Origin of the sequence: Clostridium oceanicum, from assembly GCF_039521385.1 — a bacterium.
Taxonomy (GTDB): domain Bacteria; phylum Bacillota; class Clostridia; order Clostridiales; family Clostridiaceae; genus Clostridium_F; species Clostridium_F oceanicum.
In genome coordinates this window covers 153,041-170,222 of sequence record NZ_BAAACG010000013.1, presented here as the reverse complement: position 1 = coordinate 170,222, position 17,182 = coordinate 153,041, and the positions used below count along the sequence as shown (strand labels likewise).

At 26.2% G+C, this 17,182-nt stretch carries 16 protein-coding genes, 1 pseudogene, 1 riboswitch and 1 other annotated feature; of the genes and pseudogenes, 3 read left to right on the top strand and 14 right to left on the bottom strand.

From position 1 onward, the window contains the following. Window positions 1–116: 116 nt before the first annotated feature. Complete coding sequence (locus ABDZ71_RS14810; RefSeq protein WP_343763016.1) at window positions 117–1,205, bottom strand: VanW family protein; 1,089 nt, start codon at window positions 1,203–1,205, stop codon at window positions 117–119. Between the two features lie 324 nt (window positions 1,206–1,529). On the opposite strand from ABDZ71_RS14810, the pseudogene ABDZ71_RS14805 reads away from it, so the two are divergent. Continuing rightward, window positions 1,530–2,069, top strand: a pseudogene (locus ABDZ71_RS14805) (nicotinamide-nucleotide amidohydrolase family protein); the annotation flags it as partial. 170 nt (window positions 2,070–2,239) lie between these two features. Here the strand turns inward: ABDZ71_RS14805 and ABDZ71_RS14800 are convergent. The 8 genes from ABDZ71_RS14800 to ABDZ71_RS14765 form a co-directional block, all read right to left on the bottom strand. Further along, on the bottom strand, window positions 2,240–3,403 hold the full coding sequence (locus ABDZ71_RS14800; protein ID WP_343762739.1) for an NAD(P)-dependent malic enzyme: 1,164 nt from the start codon (window positions 3,401–3,403) through the stop codon (window positions 2,240–2,242). A 267-nt stretch (window positions 3,404–3,670) separates the two neighbouring features. After that, window positions 3,671–4,321, bottom strand: coding sequence for an endonuclease III (nth, locus tag ABDZ71_RS14795; RefSeq protein ID WP_343762737.1), 651 nt, complete (start codon window positions 4,319–4,321; stop codon window positions 3,671–3,673). Between the two features lie 20 nt (window positions 4,322–4,341). After that, window positions 4,342–5,043 carry a lysophospholipid acyltransferase family protein gene (locus ABDZ71_RS14790; protein ID WP_343762735.1) on the bottom strand — a complete coding sequence of 234 codons (702 nt, stop codon included), beginning with the start codon at window positions 5,041–5,043 and terminating at the stop codon, window positions 4,342–4,344. A gap of 47 nt (window positions 5,044–5,090) precedes the next feature. Further along, complete coding sequence (gene queG, locus ABDZ71_RS14785; RefSeq protein ID WP_343762733.1) at window positions 5,091–6,062, bottom strand: tRNA epoxyqueuosine(34) reductase QueG; 972 nt, start codon at window positions 6,060–6,062, stop codon at window positions 5,091–5,093. 35 nt (window positions 6,063–6,097) lie between these two features. Further along, window positions 6,098–6,694, bottom strand: coding sequence for a serine O-acetyltransferase EpsC (epsC, locus tag ABDZ71_RS14780; RefSeq protein ID WP_343762731.1), 597 nt, complete (start codon window positions 6,692–6,694; stop codon window positions 6,098–6,100). 22 nt (window positions 6,695–6,716) lie between these two features. Next, a complete protein-coding gene (gene cysK, locus ABDZ71_RS14775) occupies window positions 6,717–7,628 on the bottom strand; it encodes a cysteine synthase A (RefSeq protein ID WP_343762729.1) in 912 nt (303 codons plus the stop codon). A gap of 99 nt (window positions 7,629–7,727) precedes the next feature. Continuing rightward, window positions 7,728–7,980 (bottom strand) — a binding site (T-box leader). 82 nt (window positions 7,981–8,062) lie between these two features. Beyond that, entirely contained in the window at window positions 8,063–8,770 is a 708-nt protein-coding gene (sleB, locus tag ABDZ71_RS14770) for a spore cortex-lytic enzyme (RefSeq protein ID WP_343762727.1), read from the bottom strand. A 297-nt stretch (window positions 8,771–9,067) separates the two neighbouring features. Further along, window positions 9,068–10,333 carry a magnesium transporter gene (locus ABDZ71_RS14765; protein ID WP_343762726.1) on the bottom strand — a complete coding sequence of 422 codons (1,266 nt, stop codon included), beginning with the start codon at window positions 10,331–10,333 and terminating at the stop codon, window positions 9,068–9,070. Window positions 10,334–10,534: 201 nt separating this feature from the next. After that, window positions 10,535–10,702: riboswitch (M-box (ykoK) riboswitch) on the bottom strand. A gap of 217 nt (window positions 10,703–10,919) precedes the next feature. Between ABDZ71_RS14765 and ABDZ71_RS14760 the strand changes: the two genes are divergently transcribed. Next, the gene (locus ABDZ71_RS14760; protein WP_343762724.1) at window positions 10,920–12,875 is read left to right on the top strand and encodes a YgiQ family radical SAM protein; all 1,956 of its coding nucleotides are present in this window, start codon (window positions 10,920–10,922) and stop codon (window positions 12,873–12,875) included. Between the two features lie 59 nt (window positions 12,876–12,934). On the opposite strand, the gene ABDZ71_RS14755 is transcribed toward ABDZ71_RS14760, so the two are convergent. The 4 genes from ABDZ71_RS14755 to ABDZ71_RS14740 form a co-directional block, all read right to left on the bottom strand. Beyond that, window positions 12,935–13,738: a hypothetical protein gene (locus tag ABDZ71_RS14755; RefSeq protein ID WP_343762722.1), complete on the bottom strand. Its 804-nt coding sequence runs from the start codon at window positions 13,736–13,738 to the stop codon at window positions 12,935–12,937. Between the two features lie 172 nt (window positions 13,739–13,910). Beyond that, window positions 13,911–14,558, bottom strand: a complete 648-nt coding sequence (locus ABDZ71_RS14750; protein ID WP_343762720.1) for a hypothetical protein — start codon at window positions 14,556–14,558, stop codon at window positions 13,911–13,913. 74 nt (window positions 14,559–14,632) lie between these two features. Beyond that, on the bottom strand, window positions 14,633–15,517 hold the full coding sequence (locus ABDZ71_RS14745; protein WP_343762718.1) for a YegS/Rv2252/BmrU family lipid kinase: 885 nt from the start codon (window positions 15,515–15,517) through the stop codon (window positions 14,633–14,635). Window positions 15,518–15,638: 121 nt separating this feature from the next. Further along, window positions 15,639–16,055 (bottom strand): CBS domain-containing protein, encoded by a 417-nt coding sequence (locus ABDZ71_RS14740; protein ID WP_343762716.1) that lies wholly within the window; start codon window positions 16,053–16,055, stop codon window positions 15,639–15,641. A gap of 223 nt (window positions 16,056–16,278) precedes the next feature. On the opposite strand from ABDZ71_RS14740, the gene pssA reads away from it, so the two are divergent. Beyond that, window positions 16,279–16,800, top strand: coding sequence for a CDP-diacylglycerol--serine O-phosphatidyltransferase (gene pssA / locus ABDZ71_RS14735; RefSeq protein ID WP_343762714.1), 522 nt, complete (start codon window positions 16,279–16,281; stop codon window positions 16,798–16,800). 27 nt (window positions 16,801–16,827) lie between these two features. On the opposite strand, the gene ABDZ71_RS14730 is transcribed toward pssA, so the two are convergent. Further along, a complete protein-coding gene (locus ABDZ71_RS14730; protein ID WP_343762712.1) occupies window positions 16,828–17,157 on the bottom strand; it encodes a hypothetical protein in 330 nt (109 codons plus the stop codon). Window positions 17,158–17,182 lie beyond the last annotated feature (25 nt).

Here is a 17,182-nt window from a genome sequence, read left to right as displayed (position 1 = left end):
TATATATTTAGTTTAAATTGATTTTTATATTCATAAATAAAACTATATACATTAAAAATAGCAAGAAAAAAAGTTAAGACTAAAAGTCTTAACTTTCTATTTAATATAGGTTATATTTATTTACCACTTGAATAAATATTAAATGCAATTTGACCATTACTAGTATAACTTTCAATGTATACAGGACTTGAAAAATTATTTTTAAATTTATAATCTATATTTCCAAAATCAACTGTAGCATCTTTTCCTTCTGGAACATAGTGAACTGGTAAAGTATGATGAGTTCTTTCAGTTGATTCTAAACCAGCTTTATCAACTGCATTAAATAATGTTGTTGATACTTGACATATTCCTCCACCTATTCCAGGTTCAAGCTTATCCTTTATTATAACAGGAGCTGCTTGATAACCTTTTTCAGAAGTTCTTTCTCCTACAATACCATTAAAACTAAATACATCTCCAGGCATTATTGTTGTACCATTTATAGCTTGAGTAGCTAGCTCAATGTTATTTTTTCTTCCTGGCTGTGAACCACCATAATTGGTAGAATAACTTCCTACTTGAGTACTTACAGAAGAAAGCTTGTCTGATGTAATTCTTGGCTTAACTGTATTTATAACTGCTGTTTTAGTTACATCATTAAAATTTTCAGGACTAATACTAGAAACTAATTCCTTTTTCAATTTATCTTTATCAAGTGCCTTACCATTTTGACCTGGTGTAACATCAAAATTTCCTCCATTTAATGACAAGGAAGCATTTACAGGATTAACTTTTACAGCTTTTTCAATCTTAGATACAAAAGAATCTATAGTTTTTTTATCATATCCAAAATTCAAATGAAAATTCTTTCCTTTTTTATGTTTTATAATATCATACTTTTTGAATATGATTAAATTTTTACCATAATTAAAAGCATCATCCATTACTTTATCTAAATTACTAGTAGATTTTAACTCAGAATACTTTAAAGTATAAGTTTTATCATTAGCTTTTACATTAATTTTTTTGCCAAGTATTTTATTCCAATAATTTTTTTCAACTAGTTTCCTAGCCTGTTCTTTAGTCTTTCCTGATAAGTCTATACCCTCTATAGATACCCCTGGATATATTAAATTGTTAAAATGTTTTATTTTTGAGTACTGATAAGTTCCAAATCCAGATAATACAAATAATATTATTAAAGAAATTATTATTGCATACATCTTAACTGGCTTTTTAGGTTTAGCCCTCCTTGTTACTCTTACTTTACTTTCCAAATCAATCACCCCTTTAAGACCATAAACATTATACTACAAAATATAAAAACTTTATACAACACATTTAAGTGATTATCTTTTAAAATAACTAATTATAGTATATACTGTAAATTAATCTAAAGTATTGTTATACTTTCAAATACTTTTAAATTTTTATACTTTAAAATTTATCTTAGTTATTTTTAAACTTAATTATAACATAATAACTTATACACACATAATATCAAAAAATCCCTTTTAATTTAATACATAAAGGTTACAACTTTTAAGGAGGTAGTAAATTTTATGGATAAAAAAAATAATATAACTACTAAAGAAAACAAGAAAAATATGGATAATAATAAAGTAGAATTTATTGTAGGTAAACTCTTAACAGAAAAAAACCTTACTATTTCTACTGCTGAATCCTGTACAGGAGGACTTTTAGCTGGAACTCTAATAAACTATCCTGGAATTTCATCGTCTTTTCTAGAAGGGGCTGTTACTTATAGTAATGAATCAAAAATGAAAAGATTAAATGTAAAAAAAGAAACTTTAGATAAACATGGAGCTGTAAGTACTGAAACTGCAAAAGAAATGGCAGAAGGAATACGAAAATCTTCAAATACAGATATAGGAATATCAACTACTGGAGTAGCTGGCCCTGGAGGAGGAACAAAAGAAAAGCCTGTTGGACTTGTTTACATTGGAATTAACATACATGATAAAACTTTAGTTGAAAAATTAAATTGTTCTGGTGATAGGCAATCCGTTAGAAACACCGTTGTAAATAAAACTTTAGATATGTTAAAAAAAGAACTTTTAAAATAACTGTTAAAACTAAAATGCATAAATGTTATATAATGTTTGCTATGAATAAATTTCTAAAAAATAATAATTAATTATTTTTTAGTATAAAAAGTCACTATGAACTTAAAATTTATATGATTTTAAGTTCATAGCAATTTTTATTATCTATTATAAATTTACTTTAAAAACTTTTATTTATTCATATTAATAACTACTTGTTTTACTGAATCTGAAACACATTTTGCTACTCTTTTATCAAAAGGATCTGGAATTATATATTCATTATTTAATTCTTTTTCATCTATTAAGCTAGCTATAGCTTTTGCTGCCGCTAACTTCATTTCTTCGTTTATAACTTTTGACCTTGCATCTAATGCTCCTCTAAATATTCCTGGGAATATTAAAACATTGTTTATTTGATTTGGAAAATCTGATCTTCCTGTAGCAATTACCTTAGCTCCTCCTAATTTTGCTTCATCTGGCATAATTTCAGGAGTAGGATTTGCCATAGCAAATATTATAGCATCTTTATTCATAGTTGATACCATTTCTTTTGTAACTATTTTAGGAGCAGATACCCCTATAAACACATCTTTTCCTTTTATTACTTCTTTAAGATTTCCTTCTTCTTTATCTCTATTAGTTATAGCTGAAATACTTTTTTGAGCTTCATTTAAGCCTTGTCCATTTTCAACTAAAGCACCATTTTTATCACACATTACAATGTTTTTAGCTCCAGCTTCCATAAGAAGTTTACATATAGAAATGCCTGCAGATCCAGCTCCATTTATCAGTATTTTAGCTTCTTCTAATTTTTTATTAACTACTTTTAAAGCATTATATATTCCTGCTAGAACAACTATTGCTGTTCCATGTTGATCATCATGAAATACAGGTATATCTAATTGTTTTTTTAATTCTTTTTCTATATAAAAACATTCTGGAGCTTTTATATCTTCTAAATTTATTCCTCCAAATGTAGAAGATATAAGTTTAACAGTTTTTATTATTTCATCTGGATCCTTACTATCTATGCAAATAGGAAAAGCATTAATATTTGAAAACTCCTTAAATAAAAGAGCTTTTCCTTCCATAACAGGAAGTCCTGCATAGGGACCTATATCTCCTAATCCTAAAACTGCTGTACCATTGGTAACTACTGCAACTGTATTTCCCTTCATAGTGTAATCATAAACTGAATTAATATCTTCTGATATTTTAATACAAGGTTCTGCTACCCCTGGAGTATAAGCTATAGCTAAATCTTCTTTATTTTCAACCTTTATTTTTGATTCAATTTTTAGTTTTCCCCTGTTTTCCTTATGTACCTTTAAAGCCTTTTGTCTTATATCCATAATTGCCTCCTTTTTCATTAAAAATTATCAACAGTTTATATTAAAAACATATCCACATGTGGATATGTTTTTAATATAAACTGTTGATAACTTGCTTATTAATATAATCATACTATATAAAATAGAACAAATGTATATATTCCTATAAAAACTTTCACTTGTCTAAAAAATACTAGTTTTATTTCACAAGGTTATAGTAAAAAATCAACTAACTTTAAAAAACATTTTTACATATTATATATTTTTTAAAATCCTAAATAAATATTTTTACTTATCAATAGAATTATTTATATTATCTTTATAGTAAACACAATATTTACTTATAGGACAAAGATTACATTTTGGGTTTCGTGCAGTGCAACATCTTCTTCCATGAAAAATCAAAAGATGATGCATAAGTATCCATAAATCTTTAGGAATTATTTTTTGAAGCTGTTTTTCAGTATTTAGTACGTTTTTACTTGAAGCTAATCCTATTCTGTTAGATACTCTAAAAACATGGGTATCAACAGCTATAGTTGGAACATTAAAAGCATTAGCTAAAACTACATTTGCTGTTTTTCTTCCTACTCCAGGCAAAGTAATTAAATCTTCATAACTATTAGGTACACTGCCATTAAAATCTTCTTTTAATTTTGTACACAAAGCTACTATATTTTTTGATTTGTTTCTATAAAGACCTATTTTTTTTATATACTCTTGAAGCTCTAATTGAGATAAATTTAAAAATTCTTCTATAGATGGATATAATAAAAATAAATCTTTAGTTACTTCATTAACTTTTTTATCTGTTGTCTGTGCTGATAATATAGTTGATATTAAAAGCTGAAATGGTGTTTTATAATTAAGTTCACATTTTACATCAGGATATAATTTTTTTAATTCATCAATAATATTATTTACAATCTTTTTTTCCATTTCAACACCACCTTCTATATTTAAATTTTATATACTCCTCTATATTCTTCTGGTAATAGATCTGCTATTTTATACATTATAAGATCTATACATCTTTTCTCGTGCTCATGTTTTGTTTCTTCTTTTACCTTTTTAGGTAACTCTAAAGGTTTTCCTATATTTAAAGTTACATCAGCATTTTGAAAACTTTCTAGAGCCATATTTTTATCATTTATAGGTAAAAGTTTTTCTGTACCACTTAAACCTAAAGGTACAAGTGTTGCTTTAGATAATTTTTTAATCAAAATTACTCCCTTTTTAGGCTCCATTAATTTCCCAGTTCTACTTCTTGTCCCTTCTGGGAATATAAGCATATTGTTACCTGCTTTTAATGTTTTTATAATATTAGATATTGCTTGTTTATCTGCACTATTAGGCTTTATACATACAGTTTTAGTGATTTCCATTCCAAGTTTAGTCAATTCATTACTATTAAGCTTTACACCTGCTACAAAAGTTATATCTTGATCTTTTAATATTTTATCTATAATTAGTGCATCTGAATTACTTAAATGATTACATACAAAAAGTATTGGTTTATCAAGATCTTTTATGTTCTCGTACCCTGTAATATTAATATTTGCATATTTTTTTATATATCCATTTAATATAGTTTTTGCAACAAATCTTAGAACCCCTCTAGGTAAACACCCTATAATCTTTGATGTCATAGGAGAAATCATAGTAAACACCTCACAAAAGTAAATTATTAAAAATTAATACATATAGATTATAATTTGAAATAGTCTAAAAGTCTATTATAATAATCTAATATATATGGGGAATTTATTTTTTCTTTATCAATATAAAGATTATTTAACTTCATCATATTTATTATAGCATTTCTTTGTAATATATTCTTTCCTCTCCACCCTGAAGAAGTTAATTTATATTTTTCTTTAAATATTTTATTATTTATATATATAAGTTCATCTAGGTTTATTTTTGACATAAAATCATAAGGTTTAAATTCATTTAAATTACTCATACTTATATTTTTATTAAAAGGACATACTCTTTGACAGGTATCACAGCCAAATATCCTGCCTCCTAATTTTTCAAACCATTTATCATCTATATGCTTCTTTTGAGTTATATAAGATAAACATATATTAAAATTTTTCTCTTTTAAAGCTCCTGTAGGGCAAGAATCTAAACACAACCTACATTCTCCGCACAAATTTTTTTTAGGTTTATCTTCCTCCATATCTATGTCTGTAATTATTTCTCCTAAAAATACATAGGATCCATATTTAGGAGTAATGAGCATTTTATTTTTGCCTATAAACCCTACACCTGCTAAATAAGCAATATATCTCTCTGGAAGAGCATTACTATCTACAAAATAACAAGCTTTTCCTCCTAAGGATTCTATATAACTACATATTTTTTTTAGATAACTTGAAACTACTATATGATAATCTTTTCCTTGAGTGTATTTAGAAAAATATACTCCTTTATTAATTTTATTATGGAATAAATAAGGGAAAGCAATAGAAATTATTGTTTTCCCATTTTCCATATATTTATAAAGATTAATTCTATTTTCTAAATTAGATTCTTCAAATTCATTTTCTAATCCGTTTAATTTTCTATTTTTTAATACTAAAGTAAGCTCATCAAAAATTCTACATTTAATAGTACCTATTGTATCAATCCCTAGTTCATTACAATAATTTTTTATCTTATTTTTATAGTTCATACTTTATACCTCTAGCATAAATTTTTATTATAACTTTATATTACCATATCATTAAATATTTCTTTTGCTTTTCCATCAAAACCATCTATAGTTATTATTGGAGATGTTTTTGTAGCTCTTACAACTTTAGCTGGTATTCCAACTGCTGTAGATCCTTCTTTTATATCTTTTAAAACCACTGCATTTGCTCCAATCTTACAGTTGTCTCCAATTTCTATAGGACCTAATACCTTAGCTCCGCAACCTATAGTTACATTATTTCCTATAGTAGGATGTCTTTTACCTTTATCTTTGCCCGTTCCACCTAAAGTTACTCCATGATAGAGCATTACATTATCTCCAATTTCTGCCGTTTCTCCAATTACAACTCCCATACCATGGTCTATAAAAAGTCCTTTTCCTATAGTAGCTCCTGGATGAATCTCTATTCCTGTAAAAAATCGTGCTAATTGAGATATAAGTCTTGCTATGAAAAACAACTTAATTTTGTAAAAAAAGTGAGCTATTCTATGCTGTATTAAAGCATGCATAAATGGGTATAAAATAATTACTTCTAATGGATTTCTAGCTGCTGGATCTTTTTCCATAGCACTTTTTATATCATAAGCTAACATTTTAAACGGATTTCTCATAACTTTTCCTCCTTATTTTAATTTAATCATATAATCCTGTGGATATATATTTTTCACCACCATCAGGAGATACAGTAACTATCTTTTTACCTTTTCCTATCTTTTGAGCTACCTTTATAGCTCCTGCAATATTAGCTCCTGTAGATATACCAACTAATATTCCTTCTTTTCTTGAAAATTCTCTAGCATATTTATAAGCTTCTTCATCAGATACAGTTATAACTTCATCTACAAATTTTTCTTCATACACTTTTGGTATAAAACCAGCACCTATACCTTGTATCTTATGAGCACCTGGTTTTCCTCCAGATATTACTGAAGAACTTGAAGGTTCTATAGCTATGATTTTTATATCTTTATTGATTTCTTTTAATTTTTTACCTATTCCAGATATAGTTCCACCAGTTCCTACAGATGCTATAAAAACATCTAAATCCTCTATATCTGAAATAATTTCAATTGCAGTAGTTTCATAATGTTTTTTTGAATTAGATGGATTTGAAAATTGTTCTGGTATAAAATATCCTTCTTTTCCTTTAGCTATTTCCTCAGCTTTTTCTATAGCTCCACTCATTCCTTTATTTCCTTCCGTAAGAACAAGCTCCGCTCCATAAGCTTTTATCATATTTCTTCTTTCTATACTCATAGAATCTGGCATAACTATTATTACTTTATATCCTTTAAGAACACCAACCATAGCAAGACCTATACCCGTATTTCCACTAGTAGGCTCTACTATAGTATCCCCTTTTTTTATTAATCCTTCTTTTTCTGCATCCTCAATCATACCAAGAGCTGCTCTATCTTTTATGCTTCCACCAGGATTAAATTTTTCAAGCTTAACATAAACTTCCCCCGAATTTTCTTTATCTGAACTTTTAAATTTTATAACAGGAGTATTACCTATCAATTGTAGTGCGTTATCATATATCATTATAATTCCCCCTTAAATTTAATATACTTTTTTAATATTTTAAAAATTTCACCACAAAGGAGCTAATATTTTATAAATAAAAAAACCCCGTCTCTAAAATATAGAGACGAAGTTATGCTCCGTGGTTCCACCCTAGTTATGCTATTATAGCATCTCTTGTTTTTTAAAGCACAGCACAATTTATCATAAGCTATACTCTATCTCTATAACGGGAGAACCCCGATGTAGCCTACTTCATTCGGTACATAACTCCAAAGGGCACTTCACATAAAACCTCTTTAGAAACCTCTCAGCAATTAGTTTCCTCTCTTAAAATTAATTTTATGTTACTTTCCTTTTTCAACGTTTTTATTTATTTCCGAGTATTTTAGTAAAGATTATATAATATTATTATATGACTATTTTGAATTTTGTCAACCATTTATTATAAATTTTTAATTACAAAATCTATGCTTACCTATAATCTTAATTAATGGTCTTGACCAAATCCAAGCACTTGTAGCCTTATCAGGGTTAAAATAATATATTGCACCTCCAGATGGATCCCAACCATTTAAAGCATCTCTTGCAGCATTTATTGAACTTTGTTTTATTTGAGCATTTATTTGACCATCAACTATAGCTGTAAAAGCACCCGGTTGATATATTACTCCTGCTACAGTATTAGGGAATTTAGAATTTCTTGTTCTATTTAAAACAACTGCACCTACTGCTACTTGACCTTCATAAGGTTCTCCTCTCGCTTCACCATTTATAAGCCTTGCAAGTAACATTACATCTTGATTATTAGTATATTTTTTGCTAGAAGAAGAAGTTTTACTACCTACATTTATACCTAATGCAGCTAAAGTTCTATCTCCTATAACTCCATCTACTTTTAACTTATTTTTTGACTGAAATTTTCTTACTGCTTTATAGGTATTATATCCATAAACTCCATCTACTGATCCAGTATAATATCCCCATGCCTTTAGTTTGGTTTGAGTGTCAGTTATTATTTTACCTTTTGAACCATAGTAATAAGATACTGCTCTACTAGCATTTTTATAAGGTAATATGTAAAGAGTTGTACTGCTATATGATAAAATTATTGCTAATACAAATATTATAGCTCTTTTTAAATATATATTATTCTTTTTCATAAGAATCCTCCTACTACAATTCCAATATCTAACAAATAATTTAATACTCTTTTATTTTTATAGTTTCAGAGATATTAACATATTTTTATAAATATTTTAAATATAATTATTTATAAACTTATTTTGTGCATAATAAAATAAAAAATACCTATTATTTCATAAAAAAACAAAAGAACCAGTACAATATTTATACTGATTCTTTAGGCACTGAAAATAAATAACAGGTCAAAGATGCGACGGATATCTATTTGAATGTGCCTTAATATTCTAATATATTATTTTTTATTTTAATATAATCTACATAATTAATCTTTTTATCTTTTTTTTCCACATAGGTTTAAAAACGTCTGATATTATATCATCTATAACTATAGAACCACACAATTTTTCATTGTCTTCTATAACTGGTATAGATAACAAATCATATTTAATAGCTAATTCTATAACGTTATTTATATTGTCCATATCTTTTATCTTTATAACTTCTTCATTCATAATATCTTTAAGTTTATTATTAGGAGATGCTATTATAAGATCTCTTAAGGATACTATTCCCTTTAATCTTTCATTTTCATCTACTATATATATATCATAAAACATTTCATCTTTAGGTTTTAATCTTCTTAATACATCTATAGTTTCTTCTGCAGTTATATTTACATTAAAAGATATAAAATCTTTATTCATCATACTTCCTGCTGTTTCTTCCTTATAGTCCATAAGCTTTCTTATATCTTTAGCATCTTTTTTTTCTATATTTATAAGTATCTTTTCTACAGTTTCTTCATCCATATCTAGTAAAACATCTGCTGCTTCATCTTTATCCATATTATATATTACCTCTATCTTTTTAGGTAGTGGTATATCTTTTAATATTTGAGCTTGAACTTCTGGTTCTATTTCTTCAAAAGTATTTGCTGCTAAATCTTCATCTAAATTTTCAAAAACTAATTTTCTATAGTTAATATTCATATCTTCTATTATGTCTGCTAAATCAGCTGGATGTAATTTAGACAACTTTTGATAAGGAACACATAATTTCAAATTATTATGAAGCATTTCTAAAGACTCTACATTGTCCCACATAATTAAAGTATCTGTAGGTTTTCTATTAAATGATTTATATAGCTTATAACCTAATTTCTCTAGCCCAATCTTTCTACTAAGTGCTAAAAACCCTGTATCAACAGCTATTACCTTGTATTCACCTGCTATTTGTCCTATTCTTAAATCATTAACTTTAACTAATTTTTTGCCATTAATATCTATTATTTGTTTATTCAAAAGATTTTCTGATAGTAAATAAGAATATTTTCTTAATATTATATCTCTGCATCCTCTAACTTTTATTATCGCTCTTCCATCATCATCGTAAAAATCTATATTCTTAAACTCATAATTAGATGTTTCTCTTCCTTTTTTTAGCTTATAAGCTATAGCCCTAGGATAACTATCTTCTGTAGTTACATAAATGTCTACAAGTTTTCCTATACAGTCTCCATACTCATCATATATTCTTTTGTTAAGAACTTTACTCAAGAAGAAACTTTGTAATTTTTTCATAAATATTCCTCCTCTCAATTGTGCAGAGGAATACCCATTAGACTTAGCTTAATAAAATATCCCTCTGCCTTTTATTTTTTTTATTTTTGATACTCCTCCGACTAAGAGGGACACCTTCCATCTAATCATCACCTTTACAAATTAATAAAATTAAAAGGAGCCTAAATTAGACTCCTAAATACTCAAACTAAAATTAACCTAAAAACTTTAATCGTTGAGTTTTAGCACTATATAGCTTTAGATTTAATAAAATCCAGCTACATTAAGTAGAACCTTAGTTCGGTAATACCTGGTGACCCATTGGCATCTCTCGATGTTTCCGGGCAGCAGCGTATATCTATATAGGAGCCTCACCTAACGTACAAATTATTATATTGTCTTATACTTTCATTATATTTATTATCATGCAAATTTGCAACCAAAATTATTAAAATTTATTTAATTCTTTTGGTAATTATGAAACATACAGGAATATTACAAATTTCATAGCTAATCATTTAATATTATCTATTTCCTTTGATAATATTTAAGTACACTTGTATAATAAGATTATTGTTAATAATAAATGATAGGAGAATAAAAAACATTGAAAAATAATAAATTTTTGCCTGTAAATAAAGAAGACTTAAAAGCTAGAAATATAGATCAATTAGATTTTATAGTAGTAACAGGAGATGCCTATGTTGACCATCCATCTTTCGGTACAGCAATTATATCAAGAATATTAGAAAGTGAAGGATTTTCTGTAGGAATTATTCCTCAACCTAACTGGCAAAACACTGAAGATTTCAAAAAATTAGGTGAACCTAAATATGGTTTTTTAGTTAATTCAGGTAATATAGATTCTATGGTAAATCACTATACAGCTTCTAAAAAAAGAAGACACGATGACCTATACTCTCCTGGTGGAAAAGGTGGCCATAGACCTGACAGAGCTGTAATTGTATACTGTAACAGAATAAAAGAAGCATACAAACATGTTCCTATAATTATTGGAGGAATAGAAGCTAGTCTTAGAAGATTTGCTCATTATGATTATTGGGATGATAAAGTACGTAGAAGCATATTAATAGATTCTAGTGCTGATTTACTAGTATATGGTATGGGAGAAAAACCAATAGTCCAGATAGCAAATCTATTAAAATATGGAATGAAAATAGATAAAATAAGAGATGTAGAAGGTACTGTTTTTGTATCTGATACCTTAGATGATATTAAAGATTACATACTATCCCCTTCTTTTGAAGAAGTATCTACAAATAAAAAAGCCTATGCAGAAAGTTATAAAATACAATACTATGAACAAGATCATATAAGAGGTAAAGCAATAGTACAACAACATAAGAATAAGTACATAGTTCAAAATATTCCTCAAGAACCTTTAGAGACAGAAGAAATGGATAAAGTATACAATTTGCCTTACGCTAGAACATATCATCCAATGTACGAATCTCAAGGAGGAATTCCTGCAATCAAAGAAGTTAAATTTTCTATAACAAGTCATAGAGGTTGCTTTGGAAGTTGTTCTTTCTGTGCTTTAACTTTTCATCAAGGTAGAGTAATTCAAAACAGAAGTGGTGAATCAATAATAAAAGAAGGAAAAGAAATTACCAAAGATGAAAATTTCAAAGGATATATTCATGATGTTGGTGGTCCTACTGCTAACTTTAGACATAAAGCTTGCAAAAAACAGGAAACTTATGGTACTTGTAAAGATAGACAATGTATGTTTCCAACTCCATGCAAAAACCTTATTGCAGACCACAAAGAATATTTAAGTGTACTTAGAAAATTAAGAAGCCTACCTGATGTTAAAAAAGTTTTTATACGTTCTGGTATTAGGTTTGATTATCTAATGCACGATAAAAACGATGAATTTTTCATAGAATTATGTAAACATCATATAAGCGGACAATTAAAGGTTGCCCCTGAACATATAAGCGATAAAGTTCTTAGCTGTATGGGAAAACCTAAAAAAGAAGTTTACAATGCTTTTGTTAAAAAATATTTTTCTATAAATAAAAAATTAAACAAAAAACAATTTTTAGTTCCATATTTAATGTCTAGTCATCCTGGAAGTGATTTAAATGCAGCTATTGAACTTGCTTTATACATAAAACAAATGGGATACACTCCGGAACAAGTTCAAGATTTTTACCCAACGCCAGGAAGTCTTTCAACTACTATGTACTACACTGGAATAAATCCTTTAACTTCTAAAAAAGTTTATGTTCCTAAAAGTCCAAAAGAAAAAAGCATGCAAAGAGCACTACTACAATTTACTGTACCTAAAAACTATGATTTAGTTAAAGAAGCTCTTATAAAAGCTAATAGATTAGATTTAATAGGATCTGGTCCTAATTGTTTAATACCAGATAAAAAACCTAGAAATTATAGAAAAAGAAATCACAGTAATACTAAAAATAAGCCTAAATCTAGAAATGAAAAAAATACTGAATATAAATCTAAATCTAGGTCAAAAAATATTTCTTTTTCAAAGAAATCAAAAACTAATAATAAAAACAAAAGAAAAAGACGCTAAAATAAAAAATATTTATTTTTTATTTACGCAAATAAGACGGACACATTTTTGTATCCGTCTTATTTATAATTAAATTTCACGTTATCTAATTTTTCATTCTTATATAAGATACCAAAATAAAATAATAATACTCCAATAGAAAATAGAATAATTTCATACATAATAATCCATTGAGCTGTAAACTCCTTTAAATTAAATAAACAAGTAACATTTAATGGATATACTTTTAATGTTATAAACAAAGTTTCAGATAATACGCAATAAAAAAATGGAATTAAATATGATATATACTTATTATTAATTATAGTTGAAATACCTAAAGCTAAAGTTGAAAATATAGCATAAAAAATAAATGAATTAACTAAAATTATAATGCAATATAACCATTTATTACTATAATATATATAATTAAAAGGCCCTTGTATATTAAGACTAGGGTTGATATTTATTATATTTATACCATAAGTACACCCTAAAATTATAAGCATAACTAATGATGATAACACTATTATAACTCCACTAACTACAGCATTAACAATCAATCTAGTTAATACATATGTATATTTATTTTCTTTACTATAAATAATATCTAAATATCCAGATCTTTTATCTTGTAAATATGAACTAGAATAAACTATTGCAGCTAATAAAGGTGATATTATAGAAAGCATACTAAACCTTCCAATATTTCTACAATATAAAAATACATCTATAAAATCATAAGTATTTTTAAAATTATATACACCTAAACGTATAAATTCTAGAAAATTAATAAAAAATATGCTTAAAATAACACCAAAACATATTATTGAGTTTTTAGAGAAAAATCCTCGTTTAAACTCATCTTTTATATAACTTATCATAAGTTTTCCTCCTTAAAAGCAAATTATTAATAAAAATAAAATTTGATTAATAATATATTGATTGTAAAATAATCTCTATTATTTAATTATCTTTTAAATATTACCAAAAATAAAATTTAAAGTAAACAATTTTATTAAAATTAAAAGCATTAAAATAGAGCTTAGCTCTATTTTAATGCTTTTCTACTTTTTTCAAATAATAATAAGTAGTATATACCCAGAATAAATCACAAATCATATTATAAGGTATAATGCTGTAGTCTCCTATATTTAGTATTGACTGAATAATACCTACAATACTACTTATTATAACCATAGATATTACATTAAAATTAACTAAATTTCTTTTTAAAATTCTAAAACTTACTACTAAAAATAATAAATTTAAAAGTATATAATAAATATCTATATCTATTGGAGTACATAAGTTCATTGTATATAATTTATTATTATATACATTAATCAAAGTAGGATATTTAACGGTAATAACTAAGTATAGCACTGTTAATACTAACATAACAAAATAAGTATAAGATAAATTTAATTTATTATTTCTAACAGATATATATATACAAATTAATCCTGCTATAGGTATAGATATGCTATTCATGAAATAAAAATATTTTAGTAAATATAAGTTTTTTATATTGGTAGAAAACATTAAAAAACTTATAGAAACATATCTTAAAATTAAAGTTAAAAACACAAATAGTAAAATAGCTTTAATCTTTTTAGGACAATATAAGGTCTTAATTAACCCTTTTATTAATAGCAAAAATATAAGTAATAAACAAAATATAATAGCAAAAATATCAAACATACTATATATCTCCAACAACATTATTCTTAACTTATATCTATTAATAAAAATAATCAATTATTACTACAAATTTTCTATTCTAAGCATCCAAGCACTTGTAATTTATCTTTTTCACATTCTATAGATAATGGAAAATCTGGACCTCTTTCTCCATCTATATCTGTAACAATATTTTCATGACATTCTATTTCTAATTTTTCTGTTTTAAAATATTCAATAGCATTTATATTTTCTAAATGCTCTCCCTTTATCATTTTTATAAATAAATTTATCATATCTTTTATAGGACATGCTTTTATTATTATTACATCTAATAAACCATCATCCATTTTAGCTTTGTAGGCCATATTTAAATTTCCTGCTGTTTGTCCATTAAAGACCAACATAAGATACATATATCCATCAAATTTTGACTCTTTTGAATTAACTTTTATTTTTAATTTTCTAAAGTTAGGTAATTGTTCTAAGCCTTTTACATAATAAGCTAATTTACCTATGGTGTTTTTTAAATTTACATCTGTTTTTTGAGATATGTCAGTAAATAAACCTGTACTTGCTACATTTACAAAGTATTTATTGTTAATTTTACCTAAGTCTATATATTTTGGCTTACTACTTAATATCCTTTCACAAGCAAGTTCTATGTCTAAAGGCATTTTTATAAATTTGGCGAAATCGTTAGCAGTTCCAACTGGAAGTATTCCTAATGGTAAATTTATATTTCTTTTTTTCATATGATTTACAACATTATCTACAGTACCATCTCCACCAGCAACTAATATATATCCATAAGTATCATCTATATCATCAAAGGCATTATCTATTCCATATTCAAGTCCTATTCTATAAGGAACTACTTCATAATTATATTTTTGATGCATCATTACAACAGTATCCAATCTTGATATTATCGTTTTTTCTCCTGAATATGGATTATATATAAATTTTACTTTTTTCATTTTCAAACCCCTCTATACAATGTCTTTCTTTATTATAAAATAACTATTTAATTATATCACTATATGTAGATAGTCTACAAGATTGTAATCTAAATCTTGTAGACTATAATTTTTTTAAAAACTAACTATTTTGCTGTGAAATACCTGATAGTGCACATCCTGCTTCATCTTCATGTTTAGGTTCTATTGCTATATCCCCTAAAGCAACTATTCCAACTATTTTATCATTTTCAGTAACTGGAAGTCTTCTTATTTGTCTTTCACTCATTAGTCTACTTGCTTCGTGTATATCCATATCCTTACTTCCGCATACTGGATTAGAAGACATTATATCAGATACTTTTAAATTATTATTTTGTTTTTCTGCAACAGATCTTAAAGCAATATCTCTATCAGTTATTATTCCTATTACTTCTTCATTATGGCATACTGGTATTGAACCTATATTATGTTTTTTCATAAGCTCTGCAGCTCTTTCTATACTATCGTCTCTTTCTAAAGTTATAACATCTTTGCTCATAACATTTTGTAAATTCATAAAAACACCTCCGAATTTATATTTCCCATAAATAATAAATTTTATTTTGGAAAATTTTGAGTCAATTCTTAATTTATTATAAAGAAAACATTATTTTTTGCATAAATAATGTTTAAAGGCTTAAATATATTGTAAAAATATTGTATAATAATATATAATCTATCCTACACACTATGATTTTACTTAATCGAAATTTAATTTTTTTTTTAGGAGTGATAAAATAATGGCTAAAATAGCTAAAAGTGCTGTGCCAAACACATTTACTTTAGGTAATTTAAGTTGTGGAATAATGTCTTTAATGATGACATTCCAACAAAACTATAGATGGGCTTGTTTATTTATATTATTAGCAGGAGTAATGGATAGATACGATGGTAGAGTAGCTAGATTTTTAAAAGTAGATAGTCCAATTGGAAAAGAGTTAGATTCTCTTGCAGATTTAGTTTCTTTTGGTGTGGCACCTTCTATATTAATTTTTCATACTTATAATTTTGTAAATTTAGGAATATTAGGATATATACTAGTTTTATTATTCCCTATAGCAGGAGCATACAGACTTGCCAAATTTAATATAACTGAATTTGACGGACAATTTTCAGGTATTCCAATAACTATAGCTGGAATGGTATTAGCTTTATTCAATCTTGTAACTTTAGGTAAAAATGTTTTACCTACTTTTACAATAATCTTAGTTGTAGCTTTATCTTATTTAATGGTAAGTAATGTAAAACTTAAAAAGTTTTAAAATCGTGGTTTTTAAACCACGATTTTTTTAATCTTTACATTCTAAATCTTCTTGTATTTCTTGTTGTATATTTTGAGCTTGAAGTTTACATCTTATAATTTTAGATTTTAATCTACAGTAATTTAAATAGGTACAATTTGTTTGTTCTAAAACACAAACAATTTCATCTATCATATTGCCTACTTCATCTACTCTTTCTAGTGCATCTTTAACCTGCTTTCTTCTTGCTAAAGCAATAGAATTTAAATCAGCTGCTCCTCCAATTAAAAGTCTATATGAATTAACTAATCTTGTAAGTATTTCGCATAAATTATTTACATCACAGTAATAGTTATTAACTACTTTTCTATATCCCATAAAATACACCAAATAAATTTATATC

Bases quoted from the DNA above. Each gene is read 5' to 3' on its own strand.
- ABDZ71_RS14810 (WP_343763016.1), bottom strand. From the start codon at position 1,205: ATGTATGCAATAATAATTTCTTTAATAATATTATTTGTATTATCTGGA.
- ABDZ71_RS14800 (WP_343762739.1), bottom strand. From the start codon at position 3,403: ATGGATATAAGACAAAAGGCTTTAAAGGTACATAAGGAAAACAGGGGA.
- nth (WP_343762737.1), bottom strand. From the start codon at position 4,321: ATGGAAAAAAAGATTGTAAATAATATTATTGATGAATTAAAAAAATTA.
- ABDZ71_RS14790 (WP_343762735.1), bottom strand. From the start codon at position 5,043: ATGATTTCTCCTATGACATCAAAGATTATAGGGTGTTTACCTAGAGGG.
- queG (WP_343762733.1), bottom strand. From the start codon at position 6,062: ATGAACTATAAAAATAAGATAAAAAATTATTGTAATGAACTAGGGATT.
- epsC (WP_343762731.1), bottom strand. From the start codon at position 6,694: ATGAGAAATCCGTTTAAAATGTTAGCTTATGATATAAAAAGTGCTATG.
- cysK (WP_343762729.1), bottom strand. From the start codon at position 7,628: ATGATATATGATAACGCACTACAATTGATAGGTAATACTCCTGTTATA.
- sleB (WP_343762727.1), bottom strand. From the start codon at position 8,770: ATGAAAAAGAATAATATATATTTAAAAAGAGCTATAATATTTGTATTA.
- ABDZ71_RS14765 (WP_343762726.1), bottom strand. From the start codon at position 10,333: ATGAAAAAATTACAAAGTTTCTTCTTGAGTAAAGTTCTTAACAAAAGA.
- ABDZ71_RS14755 (WP_343762722.1), bottom strand. From the start codon at position 13,738: ATGATAAGTTATATAAAAGATGAGTTTAAACGAGGATTTTTCTCTAAA.
- ABDZ71_RS14750 (WP_343762720.1), bottom strand. From the start codon at position 14,558: ATGTTTGATATTTTTGCTATTATATTTTGTTTATTACTTATATTTTTG.
- ABDZ71_RS14745 (WP_343762718.1), bottom strand. From the start codon at position 15,517: ATGAAAAAAGTAAAATTTATATATAATCCATATTCAGGAGAAAAAACG.
- ABDZ71_RS14740 (WP_343762716.1), bottom strand. From the start codon at position 16,055: ATGAATTTACAAAATGTTATGAGCAAAGATGTTATAACTTTAGAAAGA.
- pssA (WP_343762714.1), top strand. From the start codon at position 16,279: ATGGCTAAAATAGCTAAAAGTGCTGTGCCAAACACATTTACTTTAGGT.
- ABDZ71_RS14730 (WP_343762712.1), bottom strand. From the start codon at position 17,157: ATGGGATATAGAAAAGTAGTTAATAACTATTACTGTGATGTAAATAAT.